This is a genomic window from Cryobacterium fucosi, assembly GCF_004403515.1.
In the GTDB taxonomy this organism is placed as follows: domain Bacteria; phylum Actinomycetota; class Actinomycetes; order Actinomycetales; family Microbacteriaceae; genus Cryobacterium; species Cryobacterium fucosi.
On the sequence record NZ_SOHH01000073.1, the window covers coordinates 1 to 15,319 of the forward strand.

A 15,319-nucleotide genomic window follows, 5' to 3' on the forward strand; every position below is an offset into this window, starting at 1 on the left:
CGACACGGCCGGCGGCGACACGGGCGCGACGCCCGGCACGGGCGCGACGCCCGACACGCCCTGGGCGCACGACACGCCCGACGCCGGCTCGCCACTCCGGCCGCTGCTCGAACTGCGGCCCTACAGCTTCGTCGACGAGCACGGTGCCGGCAGCTGGTGGATCGCCTCCGACCTTGGCGAGCTCGCGCTCGGCCGCCCGCTCGGCGAGACGCACGTGCTCGGCGTCGGCGGGGCATCCCTCACCCTGAGCGGGCTACTGATCCCCACCCGCGTCCAGGCCGCGCTCGACCTCGGCACGGGCTGCGGAATCCAGGCCATGCACGCCGCCCGCCACGCCGACCGAGTCGTCGCAACCGACATCTCGGCGCGCGCCCTCGAACTGGCCGCTCTGAACGCGCGGCTGAACGGCATCCGGAACATCGAATTCCGGCTCGGCAGCCTGTTCGAACCGGTCGCGGGGGAGCGCTTCGACCACATCATCTCCAATCCGCCGTTCGTGATCACCCCGCGCACCCCCGGCGTTCCCAGCTACGAGTACCGCGACGGCGGCATGGTCGGCGATGCCCTCGTCGAAGCGGTCGTGCGCGGTGCGGCCGACCATCTCACGCCCGGCGGCGTCGCGCAGCTGCTCGGCAACTGGGAATACCGGACCGACCAGGACGCCTTCGACCGCCTCGGCCACTGGCTCGACGAACCGCAGCCCGGCCCCGCCCACGAACCGCAGCCCGGCCCCGCCCTCCACGCGTGGATCATCGAACGCGAGGTGCAGTCGCCCGCGCTCTATGCCGAGACCTGGATCCGGGACGGCGGAACCCGGCCGGCCACGGCCGACTTCGACCGGCTCTACTCCGCCTGGCTGGACGACTTCGAGGCGCGCGGCGTCAGCCGGGTCGGCTTCGGCTACCTACTGCTCCGCCGCCCCGCCGCCGCCGAAGCCGTCCTCCGCCGGCTCGAGCGGCTGCCCGGCGCGCTCGGCCACAACCCGGCAGGCATCGGCAGCCACCTGGCGGCGTGCCTGGCCGCGCACGACCGGCAGGCCGCGACGGATGACGGCCTCCTCTCCCGGATGCGACTCACCGTGGCATCCGACGTCACCGAGGAGCGCCACTACTGGCCGGGCCAGGAGGATCCGACGCTGATGACCCTGCACCAGGGCGGCGGATTCGGCCGGTCGGTGCCGCTGGACACGGCGCTCGCAGCCCTCGTCGGCGCCTGTGACGGCGACCTCGATGTTGGATCGATCGTGTCCGCGCTCGCGCAACTGCTCGATGCCGACGAGAGCGACCTCGCCGCCGAAATCCTGCCCAGCGTGCGCGGTCTCATCGACGACGGCTTCCTGCTCCTGCCGGTTTGACCTCCTGCCCGCCTGAACTCGGTGCGGGCATCCGGTGAGGGCGCGGCGGTGCGGGAGGAGAATCTGTGACTCACCGCGGTGTTCGGGCAGGAAATGCGGCGTGTCGCGAGAATCTCCATCCCGGCGGATGCCGTGCGTCCGCGCCAACGCGTCCGCGCCCGTGCCGCGCCGCCGCGCCCGTGCCGCGCGGAGCCGCGAACACCAGCGGTCGGCGGATCGGCGGGCGGCTGCGGTAGTTTGGGAGCAACCACACCGGCCGGCTCGGAGAGGAGAGCGTCCGTGTCAGCATTGGCATGGTCACCGCAATGAAACGTCGAACCTTCCTGATCGGCTCGGTCTCCGGGCTCTCCGTGCTGGCGCTCACCGCCTGCGTGCCTCCGAGCCCGACGCCGTCGACCACGCTCACCCCCAAGCCGTCGCCGACCGCCTCGCTCGTGCCGAAGCCGGCGATGATGCGTCGCACCTCCTGGTCGGCCGACCCGTTCGCGCGCGGCTCCTTCAGCTTCCCCACGGTCGGCGCCACCCCCGAGCAGCGGGACGCGCTCAGCCAGCCGGTGCAGGACCGCCTGTTCTTCGCCGGCGAGGCCACCTCGCCCGACTTCCCCGGCACCGTCCAGGGCGCCCGCGAATCCGGTCTGCGCGCCGCCCGTGAGGTGGGCGCGGCGGCCACGGCCGGCGAGCGGATCGCCGTGATCGGCGCCGGCATCGCCGGGCTGTCCGCGGCGCGCGCCCTGCAGGACGCCGGCTTCGACGTGGTCGTGGTCGAGGCCCGCGACCGCATCGGCGGCCGTATCAACACGGTCACCGACAAGAAGTGGCCGTTCCCGATCGAACTCGGCCCTTCCTTCGTGCGGCACAGCGGGCAGACCTCGCTCGACGAGGAACTGATCCGGCTCGGCGTCGCAACGGCGCCGTTCGCGCGCACGACCGAGACCCGCACCCCGGCCGGCCTGGTCGTCCCCGTGCCCGACACCGGGCCCAAGGCCGTCGCGGCCGCCCTGGCCTGGGCGGTGGAGCAGCCCGCCGACGTGTCCATCGCCAGGGCCCTCGCCGATTCGGGCGCATCGAAGCTGTCGACGACGGATGCCGACACCGGCATCTCCGACACCGACTGGCTCGACCACGAGATGGCTGCCGTCCTCGACCTGAACGCGGGCGCATCCGTCGACTCGCAGTCCGCCTGGTACACCTCGACCGATCCGGGCGCCGACGACGACCGGATCGTGCTCGGCGGCTTCTCGACCCTGGTCAAGGATGCCGCCGACGGCATCGACCTGCTCGACTCCAGCGTGGTCACCCGGCTGGCCTACTCGGACGACGGCGTCAGCCTGCGCCTCGGCAACGGCGAATCGCTCGGCGCGGACCGGGTCGTGGTCACTATTCCGCTCGGCGTGCTGAAGACCAAGGTGATGGAGTTCGACCCTCCGCTGCCGTTCGCCCACCGCGGCGCGATCGCGGCGATCGGGGTGGGCACGCTTGACAAGGTCTGGCTGCAGTTCGACCAACCGTTCTGGGACACCGCGGCGCCGCTCTGGACGACGGTCGGCGGCAACGGCGACTTCAAGGTCTGGATAAATATGGTGCCGCTCACCGGCGAGCCCGTGCTGATGGGACTGGTGGCGGCCGAGAGCGCCCTCCGTCTCGCCGAGGTCGACGACGACGAGTTCCTCGCCGCGGCCCTGGACAGCCTGGAGCCCTTCCTCGCTCCCGTGCCGACTCCGAAGTAGCCGAACCCGATCTGACCGGGCGGTGCACGGCAGGTCGCGCCGCCGCCCGGTTCTGTTCCGGGCAGGTCGGGTCAGGGCAGTTCGGAGCCGCTCCGGGCCGGCGCGGCGCGCCGCCACGGCTGCGGCGGGAGCCGCGACGTGGCCGTGAGCACGGCCGCGATCCCGGTGAACAGCACCACCGCGACCAGGCTGTAGAGCAGGGTTTCGAGCGGTCCGCTGACCTGGGCCGGGTCGAGGAAGAAGTAGGGGTACCAGCCGACGAGCCCGCCGCGCACGAGGGTGAACGCGCCCCAGAGGCCGGGCACGAGCATCACCCAGGCGGTGGCCGTCCAGGGCAGGCGGGCCTTTCCGGCATCCGTCAACCAGTCGAGCAGGGCGATACCGGGGATCCAGAAGTGCAGCAGTTGGCTGGACCAGGGCACCTCGATCGTGTAGTCCCGCGACGAGGACTGGATCACGATGGTCAGGAAGACGATCCCGGACACGATGATGTAGGTCGTGACCAGCAGCCGGAACCAGTCCAGCCAGACCGGGTCCACCGCCCGGGTGAACGCGACGATGGCGCCGGCGACGAACGCGACGACCGCCGCCATGCCGCTGAGGACCGTGAAGTAGCTGAAGTAGTTGTAGACCGCGAAGGTGGCGAAACCGAGAACGTAGTCGAAATAGCCGAGAAGGGCGATGACGCCGGCCACCGCGAGCAGCACCCGGCCGACGCCGTAGTAGGTCCGGCGCACGCTGAACCGGGCTCTGGTGCGCATCCGGGCGGCGGCCAGGTGCCCGACCGCGAGCGGTTCCCCCGGCGCCCGGCGTGCGGGCGTGACGAACACCCGCGGCACTGCGTGGATTTCGCGCGCCGTGGTCTTCGTCCGAGCGGGTTCGGATGCTCGCGCGCACATGCCTCCACGCTACGCCAGCATCCCGGATGCCTTCTGACCCCGGCCGGGGGTGGAAACGCACAAGCGGGCGCGCTCCGGGACACACGGGAGGCGGCCGGCTCAGAAATCGATACGGAACCCGGCCTCGCCCAGCGGCTCCAGCTCCGAGGTCTCGACGGAGTCGACCACGGCCGACGGCGGACCGTGCGCGAGCCAGGCCAGCATGGCCGACACGGCCGCCGGGTCGCCCTCCGCCTCCACCTCGACGGCGCCGTCGCGGCGATTGCGCACGAAACCGGTCAGGCCGAGCCGGCCTGCCTCGGCCTGCGCGTAGTACCGGAACCCCACGGCCTGCACGACACCGCGGACCACGGCGAGTGTGCGCATCCGTTTCATGGTCCCAGTGTGGCCCGGTTCGGCCCGGAGCGGCAGCGCACCCGGGCGATCAGGCGGAGTCGCGCCAGACGATGGGGGTGTCCAGCAGGATGCCGTCGGCCGGCTGCTCCTCGCCGCGCAGCTGGCCGAGCACGCACTCGGCCGCCGCGGCGCCGAGGCCGAAGGCCGGCTGGTGCACCGTGGACAGGTGCGGCTGGGTGCGGAGCGCCCAGGTGCTGTCGTCGAAGCCGACGATGCCGACGTCGCCCGGCACGCTTCGCCCCGCGTCGCGCAGGGCCTCGAGCGCTCCGGCCGCCACCGCGTCGGAGGCCGCGAACACGCCGTCGATGCCGGGGTCGCGGGCCAGCAGTGCCCGCATGCCTTCCGCCCCGTCGGAGTAGGTGTACAGCGGAACGCGCGCCACGAGGTTCGGTTCGAAGCGGGAGCCCAGGGCATCCGTGAAGCCGGCCAGGCGGTCGGCGCCGGAGTCGCGGTCGAGCGCCGCCGCGATCATGCCGATTCGGCTCCGCCCCGTTCCGATCAACCGCTCGGTGATCGCGCGCGCGGAACGGCGGTTGTCGATGCCCACGAACGGGAGCCGGCGCAGGTCGGGCGGGTGCCCGACGAAGGCGGCAGGCAGCGCCAGTTTCTCCACGACCCGGATCATCGGATCCTCATGGCGGGCCGAGACGATGATGACCCCGTCGACGAAGCCGCCGCTCAGGTAGCGGGCAACCCGGTCGGTGTCGCGCTGGGAATCGATGACAAGGCTGACCATCTGGTAGTCGGCCCGGGAGAGCACGGTGTTGGCGCCGAGCAGGATGCCGCCGATGTTCGGGTCATCCAGGAACAGGGAGTGCGGCTCGTGCACGATGAATCCGACCGCCTGAGAGCGCTGCATGACCAGGTTGCGGGCGGCGTTGTTCGGCACATAGCCGACCTTCTCGATCGCGGCCTCGATCGCTGCGCGGGCCTCCGCCGAGACGTACGGTTCGTGGTTGACGACCCGGCTCACTGTGCCGCGGGACACCCCGGCCTCCACGGCGACGTCGTGGATGGTCGCACGCTTGCGTCGAGCCGGAACGGTCACCATTCGATAACTGTAGCCCCCGTTTTTCCGGAATCCGCTTGACAGGGGCGCGCGCCGCTCCATAGTCTGTGTACGTTCACAGAACCTCAACGGAGGGCTTTCACTCCCCGAACTGTGCACGTTCACAGAGTCGTAACGAAGTCACTGAAGCACGGTCAGGGAGCACATGAACTCGCGAGCAGCAATCACCGAGCGCTCGGTCCCGACCACGCCGTTCGCGCACGACGGCATCGCCTTCGGCTGTGACTACAACCCGGAGCAGTGGAGCCCCGAGGTCTGGGTGGAAGACGTCGCGCTCATGCAGGAGGCCGGCGTCGACCTGGTCGCCATCAACATCTTCGGCTGGTCCCAGCTCGAACCCCGGCCGGGGGAGTACGACTTCACCGCCCTCGACTCGATCATCGAGCTGCTGCACGCCGGCGGCATCCGGGTGAACCTCGGCACCGGCACCTCGTCGCCGCCGCCGTGGCTGACCACCCTCCACCCCGAGATCCTCCCGATGACCGAAGACGGCACCACCCGCTACCCCGGCGGCCGCCAGGCGTGGTGCCCGAGCTCAGCGGTGTTCCGCGAACGGGCCATCGCCCTGGTCGAGAAGGTCGCCGAACGCTACGGCCGGCACCCGGCGATCGCGCTCTGGCACGTGTCCAATGAGCTCGGCTGCCACAACTCGCTCTGCTACTGCGACGACACCGCGGCCGCGTTCCGCACCTGGCTGCAGGCCCGGTACGGCACGATCGACGCGCTGAACGCAGCCTGGGGCACCTCGTTCTGGAGCCAGCGCTACGGCCAGTGGAACGAGATCCAGACCCCACGGCTCACCCTCTCCAGCCGCAACCCCGGTCACGCCCTCGACTTCCACCGGTTCTGCTCCGACGAACTGCTCGCCTACTACCGCAGCGAGACCGCGGTGCTCCGCCGGCACAGCAGCGTGCCGGTGACCACGAATTTCATGGTGGCCGCCCACATCAAGAACCTCGACTACTGGTCCTGGGCACCCGCGGTCGACATCGTCGCCAATGATCACTACCTCGACCACCGGCTGGCCGACCCCACCACCGAGCTGGCGTTCGCCGCCGACCTCAGCCGCGGTCTCGCCGGGGGTGCACCCTGGCTGCTGATGGAGCACTCCACCGGGGCGGTCAACTGGCAGCCGGTGAACCTGGCGAAGACGCCGGGGGAGATGGCCCGCAACTCCCTCACCCACGTTGCCCGCGGCGCCGACGCGGTCTGCTACTTCCAGTGGCGCGCCTCCCTGCAGGGCTCGGAGAAGTTCCACTCCGCGCTGGTGCCCCACGCCGGCACCGACACCGAACTCTGGCGCGACGTGGTCGACCTGGGCGCCGCCATCGGCCGGCTGGGCGAGCTGGCCGGCACCACGGTCGTGGCGGATGCCGCGATCATCTTCAGCTGGCAGGCGCAGTGGGCCGGCGACGGCGAGTCCCGGCCCTCGCACGAGGTGCGCTACCTCGATCAGGTGCTTGCCGCCTACACCGCACTGCGCGAGCTGGGCATCACGGTCGACGTCGTCTCCCCGGATGCGGACCTCTCCGGCTACCGCCTCGTCGTCGCCCCGGCCCTCTACCTCGTCACCGACCTGCAGGCCGCCACTCTCACCGACTACGTCGCGGCCGGCGGCCACGCCGTGGTCACCTTCTTCAGCGGCATCGTCGACGAGGACGACCGGGTGCGCCCGGGCGGCTACCCCGGAGCCTTCCGCGAGCTGCTCGGCATCACCGTCGAAGAATTCTCCCCCCTCGCGCCGGGCCACCGGGTCGCCCTCGACACGGGCGCCGCCGCGAGCCTGTGGACCGAACGGCTCCGCCCGACCGGCGCCGAGGTGATCGCCCGTTACCTGAACGGCCCGCTGCCGGGCATCCCGGCCGTCACCCGCAACGCGCACGGCGCCGGCACGGCCTGGTACCTGGCGACCGCCCTCGAGGCAGGGGCGCTGCGTGACCTGATGCGCACGGTCGCGCAGCAGGCCAGGGTCACCGCGGTCGGCCCGGAGAGCGACGGCACGGTCGAGGTCGTGCGCCGGGCGAGCGCCACCGCGAGCTACCTGTTCATCATCAACCACGGCTCCGAGGAACTCACCCTGCCGGCCGACGGCCACGAACTCATCACCGGTGAACCGGTCGGCCGCGTCGTGCGCGTTCCGGCCGGCGCCGTCCGCGTCATCAGAGAGGACACCGCATCATGAGCGCACCCGCCGCTTCGCTAACGGATGCCCAGGGCAGCGCCGCCCGGCCATCCAGGTTCAGGGCCAGGAGGCCGCGCGCGCCGAAGGTGCGGGTGGCGCACCCCGGGGCGATCCTCGCCTTCGTGCTCCCGTTCGGCATCCTCTTCGGACTCTTCTACCTGGTGCCGATCGGATACGCGATCTACGAATCGCTCCTGGTGATCAAGCGGGAGGGCACCTTCGGCGCCGCCACCGAGGTGTTCGGCGGCCTCAGCCAGTACGTCCTGGTCTTCCAGAACGGGCCGTTCTGGCAGTCGATCGGCCGGGTGCTCGCGTTCGGCGTCGTGCAGGTTCCGATCATGCTCGGCCTGGCGCTGTTGTTCGCACTGCTGCTCGACTCGCCGCTGCTGCGCGGCAAGCGCTTTTTCCGGCTGGCGTTCTTCGTGCCGTACGCGGTGCCGGGCGTCATCGCGGCGATCATGTGGGGCTACCTCTACTCGCCGAACCTGTCGCCGTTTCGCGCCCTCACCGAGAACATCGATTTCCTCTCGGCCGACCTCGTGCTCTGGTCGATCGCCAACGTGGTCACCTGGGTCTACGTGGGCTACAACATGCTCATCATCTACTCGGCCCTGCTCGCCATCCCGACCGAACTCTACGAGGCCGCCCGCCTCGACGGGGCCGGTCAGTTGCGGATCGCCTGGTCGGTCAAGATCCCGCTGATCATGCCGGCGATCGTGCTCACCGCGATCTTCTCGATCATCGGCACCCTGCAGTTGCTCGCCGAACCGCAGGTGTTCCGCAGCTTCAGTTCCGCGGTGACGAGCACCTTCACGCCGAACCTCACCGTGTACACGACCTCGTCGATTCCGAACGTGAACCTCGCGGCGGCCTTCTCGGTCGTGCTGGCCCTGGCCACGTTCATCCTGTCCTTCACATTCCTGAAGTTCACCCAGCGGAAGGAAGCCAAGTGAGCACCATGATTCCCGCCCCCGCGCAGCCCAGGCGCGGCATCCGCCCGGCGCAGTCGAAGTCGCCGCAGGTACCCCGCGCACAGCGTGAGAGCCCGTTCGCCCGCGGCGGCGCCCTGATCGTGATGGGCGTGTTCACGCTCTACTTCCTGGTGCCGATCTGGTGGCTCCTGGTGGCGGCGTCGAAGAACCGCGCCCAGTTCAACACCACCAACCCGCTCTGGTTCGCCGACTTCTCGTTGTTCGAGAACATCGGCAATCTCGTGGCCTACCGCGACGGCGTCTACCTCAAGTGGATGCTCAACAGCGCGCTCTACGCCGGCGGCGGCGCCTTCATCGGCACCCTCATCGCCGGAATGTGCGGCTACGCCCTCGCCAAGTACCGGTTCCCCGGCCGCGAACTCATCTTCAACGTCGTGCTCGGCGGGGTGCTCGTTCCCGCCACGGCCCTCGCCCTGCCCCTGTTCCTGATCTTCTCCCAGATCAGCCTCACCAACACGTTCTGGTCGGTGTTCCTGCCGAGCCTGGTCAGCCCGTTCGGGGTGTACCTGGCCCGGATCTACGCCTCGGCCAGCGTGCCGGACGAGCTGATCGAGGCCGCCCGCCTCGACGGTGCCGGCGAGGTGCGCACGTTCTTCACCGTCTCGGTGCGGATGATGGTGCCCGCCCTGGTCACGGTCTTCCTATTCCAGTTCGTCGCCATCTGGAACAACTTCTTCCTACCGCTGATCATGCTCCGTGACGAGACCCTGTTCCCGGTCACGCTCGGTCTCTACGCCTGGAACTCCCAGGTGAACCAGATCCCCGTTCTGCGCGACTACGTGCTGATCGGCGCCCTGTTGTCGATCATCCCGCTGATCATCATCTTCCTTCTCCTCCAGCGCTTCTGGCGGAACGGCCTCAGCGCCGGTTCGGTCAAGTAGCCCCAAACGTCACCTCCCGCATCACCCGCACCACCCGCACCGCAGCAGTATCCGCTTGGACAGCCCAGGCGGATTCCTTCCCCCAAGAGAAAAGACAAACACAATGCGAATGAAGAAAAGAGCAGTCGCCGTCGCCTTGCTCGCCGTGGCGTCCGTCGCCCTGACCGCCTGCGCCACCTCCGTCCCCACTGGGGATACCGCGGCCGCCGCCTGCGCCCCGTCCAAGGGCAAGGTCGACCTGACCTTCACCACCTGGATTCCCGGCATGGAAGACACCGTCGCGGTGTGGAACAAGGCCAACCCTGACATCCAGGTCAAGGTGCAGACCGGCCCGAACGGAAACGGCGGCACCTACCAGAACTTCTTCAACCAGCTCAAGGCCGGAAACGCGCCGGACCTGGGCCAGATCGAATACGACGCGCTGCCGAACTTCCGGGTGCAGGACGGCCTGACCGACCTGGCCGCCTGCGACGGGGTGCTCGACGCCAAGAGCGACTTCGTCGACTGGACCTGGGGTCAGGTGAACTTCGGCGAGGACAAGTCGGTCTACGCCATCCCGCAGGACGCCGGCCCCATGGCGATGTTCTACCGTGCCGACCTGTTCACGGCGAACAACATCGCGATTCCGACCACCTGGGACGAATTCGCCACCGCGGCGGAGAAGGTGCGCGCCACCGGCGGCTACATCACCAACTTCTCGCAGAGCGACATCAACCAGTTCGCCGGGTTCGTCTGGCAGGCCGGCGGGAAGTGGTTCAAGAACGACGGCGACAAGTGGACCGTCGACCTGACCGACCCGACCACGACCAAGGTCGCCGCCTACTGGCAGGACCTGATCGACCGGGACCTCGTCTCGACGAACCCGCCGTGGACCGATGAGTGGAACAACGCCTACAACTCCGGCAGTAACTGGACCTGGAACTCCGCAGCCTGGGGTGCCAACTCCATCGCCAGCGGCGCCCCGGACACCACGGGCAAGTGGGCCGTCGCGCAGTCTCCGCAGTGGAACGCCGGCGACAAGGCCAGCGGCAACTGGGGTGGTTCGTCCACCGCTGTCTTCAAGGGTTCCAAGCACCCCTACGAGGCCGCGAAGTTCGCCCTGTGGCTGAACACCTCCGACGAGTCGCTCACGATGCTGAACAAGTCCGCCAACCTCTACCCGGCGGCGAAGTCCGGCCTCGAACTGCCCGCGCTCAAGGCAGGCGTGCCGTTCTACGGCGACCAGGCGATCTACGACGAGTTCGCGATCGCATCCGCCCAGGTCTCCCCGGACTTCGTCTGGGGCCCGACCATGACCCAGACCTACAATGATGTCTCAGACGGTTTCAAGGCCGCGGTCAGCGGCAAGGGAACCCTCGCCGAGGCGTTGAAGGTCGGCCAGGCCAACACGATCGCGGCCATGACGGCGCAGTCGATCCCGGTCAACAAGTAGCAGCCGAACGACACTGAGTCGGGGTGGCCGGTCCTCGCGGCCGGTCACCCCGACTCGTTTCACGAGCTCCACCCGTTCCATCCATTCCATCCGTTCGCGCAATGACAACCAGTTAGCAGCAGATCACGTGAGTTCCCCTGTCCGGACAACCGCCGTGTCGGGTGCCCCGACGATGGTCCACCAACTGCGTGCCGCAGGCACCAGCATCGTGCTGGATGCCCGCGGCACGGGCGTTCCCGTCGTCGTGCACTGGGGCGGCGACCTCGGGGCGCTCTCCGCTGCCGAGCTGGTCGTGGTCGCCGACTCGGCCGTACCGGCCATCCCGCCGAGCTCGGTCGACATCCCGCTCCGGCTGTCCCTTCTTCCCACGCCGAGGGAGGGCTGGAGCGGCCGCCCCGGGCTCACCGGGTTCCGCGTCGGCACAGGCGCGGCCGCGCTCGAGTTTCGCCTCGCCGAGGTGCGTCCGTCCGGTCCGCTTGCCCTGGCCATCCTGCTGACGGATGCCGCCGCCGGCCTTGACCTTCGGACCGAACTCGAACTCTCCGTGCAGGGTGTGCTGCGCCTGCGGCACACCCTCACCAACTCCGGCGGGTCGGCCTTCGAACTCGGCTCGCTCGGGGTCACCCTGCCGGTGCCCGACCGCGCGGCGGAGCTTCTCGACTTCACGGGCCTCTGGAGCCACGAGCGCCGGCCGCAGCGCAGCATCCTCGGCCAGGGCGTCTGGAGCCGCGAGTCACGGCACGGTCGCCCCGGCCACGACGACGCCTTCCTGACCGTTGCCGGCACGCCCGGGTTCGGGTTCCGCGCCGGCGAGGTCTGGGCCACCCACCTGGCCTGGAGCGGCGACAAGCACACCTGGGCCGAGAGAAGTCCGCTGGGCCAGGCAACGCTCGGAGGCAGCGAACTCCTCGCGCCCGGCGAACTGAGCCTGGCCGCCGGGGAGATGTACACCTCCCCGTGGACCGTGGCCGTGTACTCGGCTGCCGGGCTCGACGGGCTGTCGGCCAGGCTGCACCCGTGGATCCGCTCCTGGTCCACGCTCCGTGCGCCCGGACCGGTCCCGGCCGGCCGGCCGCGGCCGGTCGTGCTCAACACCTGGGAGGCGGTCTACTTCGACCATGACCTGCCCACGCTGACCCGACTGGCCGACGTGGCGGCACGGGTCGGAGTCGAACGGTTCGTGCTCGACGACGGCTGGTTCACCGGGCGCTCCGACGAGCGGCGCGCGCTCGGCGACTGGTTCGTCGACGCGGCCGCCTGGCCGGACGGGTTGCATCCTCTGATCGACCACGTGCGCGGCGCCGGCCTCGACTTCGGCCTCTGGGTGGAACCCGAGATGGTGAGCCTCGACTCCGACCTGGCACGGCAGCATCCGGACTGGGTGCTCGGCACCGACGGCTCACCGACCTGGCGGTTCCAGCGGGTGCTCGACCTCGACAACCCGGATGCCTTCGCCTGGCTGCTCGCGCGGCTCGACGCCCTTCTCACCGAATACCCGATCGGCTACCTCAAGTGGGACCATAATCGTGACCTGCTGGCCGGCTCGGCGCACCGACAGACGGCCGCCCTCTACCGGCTGATCGACGCCGTGCGAGCCGCGCACCCCGGTGTGGAGATCGAGTCCTGCGCGTCGGGCGGCGCCCGGATCGACCTCGGCATCCTCGAACGCGTCGACCGGGTCTGGACCAGCGACACCAACGACCCGCTCGAACGGCAGCTGATCCAGCGCTACACGGGCGTTCTCGTGCCTCCGGAATACCTCGGCGGGCACCTCGGTGCGGCGACCGCGCACACCACCGGGCGCACCGCCGACCTCGGCTTCCGGCTCGCCACCGCGCTGTTCGGCAGCGCCGGCATCGAATGGGACCTCACCGAGGCGAACGAGGACGAGCTCGACACGATCGCGGACTGGGTGGCCAGGTACAAGGCGCTCCGCCCGCTCCTGCACTCCGGAACCGTCGTGCGGGCCGACGCCAGCGATCCGGCGCTCGAGCTGCACGGGGTCGTCTCGGACGACCGCTCCTCAGGGGTGTTCGCCTATGTGGCCCTCGCCGCCCCGCGCGCCGCGGTGCCCGCGCCGCTCCGTTTCCCCGGCCTCGACCCCGACCGGAGCTACCGGGTGGCGCCGCTCGCCCTGGGTTCCCCTCCGCGCACGGTGCAGGATGCCCCGCCCGGCTGGCTCGCGCCCGGCTGGCTCGCGCCCGGGGGCATCACCCTCCCCGGCGCGGTGCTTGCTCTCATCGGGCTGCCCGCTCCGCTGCTGTCCCCGGAGCAGGCCGCGCTCTACACGGTCGACGTGGTGCCGGCGCCGCAGTAGCCCGCGCGCCACGCGCGCAGCGGCGCCGCCCGGCATCCGTCTCCCCGCGCCACGCCGAGATCGACCTTTCCGGTCGAACCCGACCGGTGCGCGGGTCGGTTTCGACCGGAAAGGTCGATCTCGCCCGGGGGGAGTTGCCCGGGGGAGGCGCCGGGGGGAGTCGCGCGCCCCACGCGCGCAGCGGCGCCGCCCGGGGAAACCCACCCGGACGGCGCCGCTCCTGCCGAGCGCCGGTCAGTAGGTGATCACCACGCGGCCGTCGATCTTGCCGTGCTTCATCTCATCGAGGACGGCGTTGATCTCGTCCAGCCCGCGGGTGGTCACGGTCGGGTGGATCAGGCCGCGGGTGAAGAAGTCCAGCGCCTCCGCCATGTCCTTGCGGGTGCCGACGATCGACCCTCGGATGGTCAGCCCCTTGAGCACGATATCGAAGATGGGCGCCGGGAAGTCGCCCGGCGGCAGCCCGTTGAAGACGATCGTCCCGCCGCGGCGCACCTCGCCGATCGCGTGCGCGAACGCCCGCGGGTGCACGGCGGTCACGAGCACGGCGTGGGCTCCGCCGGTCTCCCTCTGGATGACCTCGATCGGATCCTCGTTCATCGCGTTCACGGTGAGTTCCGCGCCGTGCAGGCGGGCCAGGGCGAGTTTGTCGTCGGCCACGTCCACGGCGACGACCCGGAGGCCCATGGCCTTCGCGTACTGCACGGCGAGGTGGCCGAGGCCGCCGATGCCGGAGATGACAACCCACTGGCCCGGTTTGGCCTCGGTCATCTTGAGGCCCTTGTAGACGGTGACGCCCGCGCAGAGCAACGGGGCGACGGCGATGAGGTCCATGCCGTCCGGGATGCGCACGGCGAAGCGGGAGTCGACCAGCATGTACTGGCCGAACGACCCGTCCACGCTGTAGCCGCCGTTCTGCTGCTGCTCGCACAGGGTTTCCCAGCCGGTCTGGCAGTACTCGCAGGTGCCGCACGCCGACCAGAGCCAGGCGTTGCCGACGACGTCTCCGACCGAGAGGTCCGTGACGCCCTCGCCGAGGGCGACGACCGTGCCGACACCCTCGTGGCCGGGGATGAACGGCGGGCTGGGCTTGACCGGCCAGTCGCCTTCGACCGCGTGCAGGTCGGTGTGGCAGACGCCGGTGCTGATGAGTTTCACGAGGGCTTGGCCATGGCCGGGCGTGGGGATCGGGACATCCTCGACCGCCAGGTCGTGGCCGAAGCTCCTGACCACGGCGGCCTGCATGGTCGTGGCGGTGAGCCTGCCGGGCGTCTGGCTGCCGGCTTCCCCTGTGGTCGTTTCAGTCAATGTCATTGCTTCACTCCCTAGTACGAACGTCTTCGTCCGTGGTCCGAGGCTAGGTCTCGGTGCGTTGCGGGAGGTTGCGCGCAACGTTGCGGGCGCCGCCGCGGGCACCGATGGTGCCGCTGCTGCCGAGGCTGACGACGCGCGGCGCCGGCTTGGCCGTGCCCTAATTGCTTTAGCACCTAAACTAAATCCACTGGACGGAAGCGGTGGATCATGGGCGGTCAGGCACGGATCACGGACGGCGGCCGGGTGAGCGGCACGAGCCGGCAGCGGGGACTCGCCCGGGTGCTGGCGGCGATCGGCGCGGTCAACCGAGAGTTCACGGCGCGCGGCAGCTACCCGTTCCAGGGCCGGGCGCTGGGCCGGTCCCAGCTGGATCTCCTCTTCGTGCTGTCGCAGGCCGACGGCGTCGGCGTCGGTGGCCTGGCTGCGGCGCTCGGCGTGACCAGCGGGGCGGTGACCCAGCTCGTCGACGCGCTGCGGGTGGACGGCCTGGTCACCAGTGAGGTCAATCCCGCCGACCGCCGGGGCCGGATCATCCGTCTGACGGGGGGCGCCGCCGCGGAGGTCGATGCGTTTCAGCGGGAGTACGTCGCCGCCCTGGCGCCGCGATTCGACGCCCTGACCACGGCCGAAGTGGCCGAGCTGGAACGACTCCTGAACAAGGTCGCAAAACCGCCGAATGCGGCGCCGAATGCGGCGCCGAACCCGGCGCCGAGATCGGCGGACCCGGGGCGAAGGCCGGCGGGCGACGAACATTGA

Annotated in this window: 12 protein-coding genes; 8 read left to right on the top strand and 4 right to left on the bottom strand. The window is 70.3% G+C overall.

Going from position 1 to position 15,319, the window contains the following annotated elements; all coding sequences use genetic code 11:
* Both E3T48_RS10570 and E3T48_RS10575 read left to right on the top strand, forming a co-directional pair.
* On the top strand, positions 1 to 1,354 hold a 1,354-nt coding region (locus E3T48_RS10570), incomplete at its 5' end, for a class I SAM-dependent methyltransferase (RefSeq protein ID WP_134524025.1).
* A 305-nt stretch (positions 1,355 to 1,659) separates the two neighbouring features.
* Entirely contained in the window at positions 1,660 to 3,081 is a 1,422-nt protein-coding gene (locus E3T48_RS10575; RefSeq protein WP_166789695.1) for a flavin monoamine oxidase family protein, read from the top strand.
* A gap of 71 nt (positions 3,082 to 3,152) precedes the next feature.
* Here E3T48_RS10575 and E3T48_RS10580 read toward each other — a convergent pair whose 3' ends face one another.
* From E3T48_RS10580 to E3T48_RS10590, 3 genes are all read right to left on the bottom strand, one after another.
* Positions 3,153 to 3,980: a Pr6Pr family membrane protein gene (locus E3T48_RS10580; protein ID WP_134524027.1), complete on the bottom strand. Its 828-nt coding sequence runs from the start codon at positions 3,978 to 3,980 to the stop codon at positions 3,153 to 3,155.
* A 99-nt stretch (positions 3,981 to 4,079) separates the two neighbouring features.
* Positions 4,080 to 4,355: an acylphosphatase gene (locus tag E3T48_RS10585; protein WP_198417654.1), complete on the bottom strand. Its 276-nt coding sequence runs from the start codon at positions 4,353 to 4,355 to the stop codon at positions 4,080 to 4,082.
* A gap of 49 nt (positions 4,356 to 4,404) precedes the next feature.
* Positions 4,405 to 5,427 (bottom strand): LacI family DNA-binding transcriptional regulator, encoded by a 1,023-nt coding sequence (locus tag E3T48_RS10590; protein WP_134524028.1) that lies wholly within the window; start codon positions 5,425 to 5,427, stop codon positions 4,405 to 4,407.
* 163 nt (positions 5,428 to 5,590) lie between these two features.
* Here E3T48_RS10590 and E3T48_RS10595 point away from each other — a divergent pair, with 163 nt between their 5' ends.
* From E3T48_RS10595 to E3T48_RS10615, 5 genes are all read left to right on the top strand, one after another.
* The gene (locus E3T48_RS10595) at positions 5,591 to 7,627 is read left to right on the top strand and encodes a beta-galactosidase (protein ID WP_134524029.1); all 2,037 of its coding nucleotides are present in this window, start codon (positions 5,591 to 5,593) and stop codon (positions 7,625 to 7,627) included.
* Complete coding sequence (locus E3T48_RS10600; protein WP_134524030.1) at positions 7,624 to 8,580, top strand: carbohydrate ABC transporter permease; 957 nt, start codon at positions 7,624 to 7,626, stop codon at positions 8,578 to 8,580. Before E3T48_RS10595 ends, E3T48_RS10600 begins: the two co-directional genes overlap by 4 nt.
* Positions 8,581 to 8,585: 5 nt before the next feature.
* Positions 8,586 to 9,500 carry a carbohydrate ABC transporter permease gene (locus E3T48_RS10605; RefSeq protein WP_134524078.1) on the top strand — a complete coding sequence of 305 codons (915 nt, stop codon included), beginning with the start codon at positions 8,586 to 8,588 and terminating at the stop codon, positions 9,498 to 9,500.
* A gap of 103 nt (positions 9,501 to 9,603) precedes the next feature.
* Entirely contained in the window at positions 9,604 to 10,932 is a 1,329-nt protein-coding gene (locus tag E3T48_RS10610; RefSeq protein ID WP_198417655.1) for an ABC transporter substrate-binding protein, read from the top strand.
* A gap of 172 nt (positions 10,933 to 11,104) precedes the next feature.
* The gene (locus E3T48_RS10615; RefSeq protein ID WP_134524032.1) at positions 11,105 to 13,249 is read left to right on the top strand and encodes an alpha-galactosidase; all 2,145 of its coding nucleotides are present in this window, start codon (positions 11,105 to 11,107) and stop codon (positions 13,247 to 13,249) included.
* 234 nt (positions 13,250 to 13,483) lie between these two features.
* Here E3T48_RS10615 and adhP read toward each other — a convergent pair whose 3' ends face one another.
* Positions 13,484 to 14,494 carry an alcohol dehydrogenase AdhP gene (adhP, locus tag E3T48_RS10620; protein WP_134524079.1) on the bottom strand — a complete coding sequence of 337 codons (1,011 nt, stop codon included), beginning with the start codon at positions 14,492 to 14,494 and terminating at the stop codon, positions 13,484 to 13,486.
* Between the two features lie 276 nt (positions 14,495 to 14,770).
* On the opposite strand from adhP, the gene E3T48_RS10625 reads away from it, so the two are divergent.
* Complete coding sequence (locus E3T48_RS10625; protein WP_134524033.1) at positions 14,771 to 15,319, top strand: MarR family winged helix-turn-helix transcriptional regulator; 549 nt, start codon at positions 14,771 to 14,773, stop codon at positions 15,317 to 15,319.

Coding starts and splice junctions, on each gene's coding strand:
- E3T48_RS10575 (WP_166789695.1), top strand. CDS start 1,660: ATGAAACGTCGAACCTTCCTGATCGGCTCGGTCTCCGGGCTCTCCGTG.
- E3T48_RS10580 (WP_134524027.1), bottom strand. CDS start 3,980: ATGTGCGCGCGAGCATCCGAACCCGCTCGGACGAAGACCACGGCGCGC.
- E3T48_RS10585 (WP_198417654.1), bottom strand. CDS start 4,355: ATGAAACGGATGCGCACACTCGCCGTGGTCCGCGGTGTCGTGCAGGCC.
- E3T48_RS10590 (WP_134524028.1), bottom strand. CDS start 5,427: ATGGTGACCGTTCCGGCTCGACGCAAGCGTGCGACCATCCACGACGTC.
- E3T48_RS10595 (WP_134524029.1), top strand. CDS start 5,591: ATGAACTCGCGAGCAGCAATCACCGAGCGCTCGGTCCCGACCACGCCG.
- E3T48_RS10600 (WP_134524030.1), top strand. CDS start 7,624: ATGAGCGCACCCGCCGCTTCGCTAACGGATGCCCAGGGCAGCGCCGCC.
- E3T48_RS10605 (WP_134524078.1), top strand. CDS start 8,586: ATGATTCCCGCCCCCGCGCAGCCCAGGCGCGGCATCCGCCCGGCGCAG.
- E3T48_RS10610 (WP_198417655.1), top strand. CDS start 9,604: ATGCGAATGAAGAAAAGAGCAGTCGCCGTCGCCTTGCTCGCCGTGGCG.
- E3T48_RS10615 (WP_134524032.1), top strand. CDS start 11,105: ATGGTCCACCAACTGCGTGCCGCAGGCACCAGCATCGTGCTGGATGCC.
- adhP (WP_134524079.1), bottom strand. CDS start 14,494: ATGCAGGCCGCCGTGGTCAGGAGCTTCGGCCACGACCTGGCGGTCGAG.
- E3T48_RS10625 (WP_134524033.1), top strand. CDS start 14,771: ATGGGCGGTCAGGCACGGATCACGGACGGCGGCCGGGTGAGCGGCACG.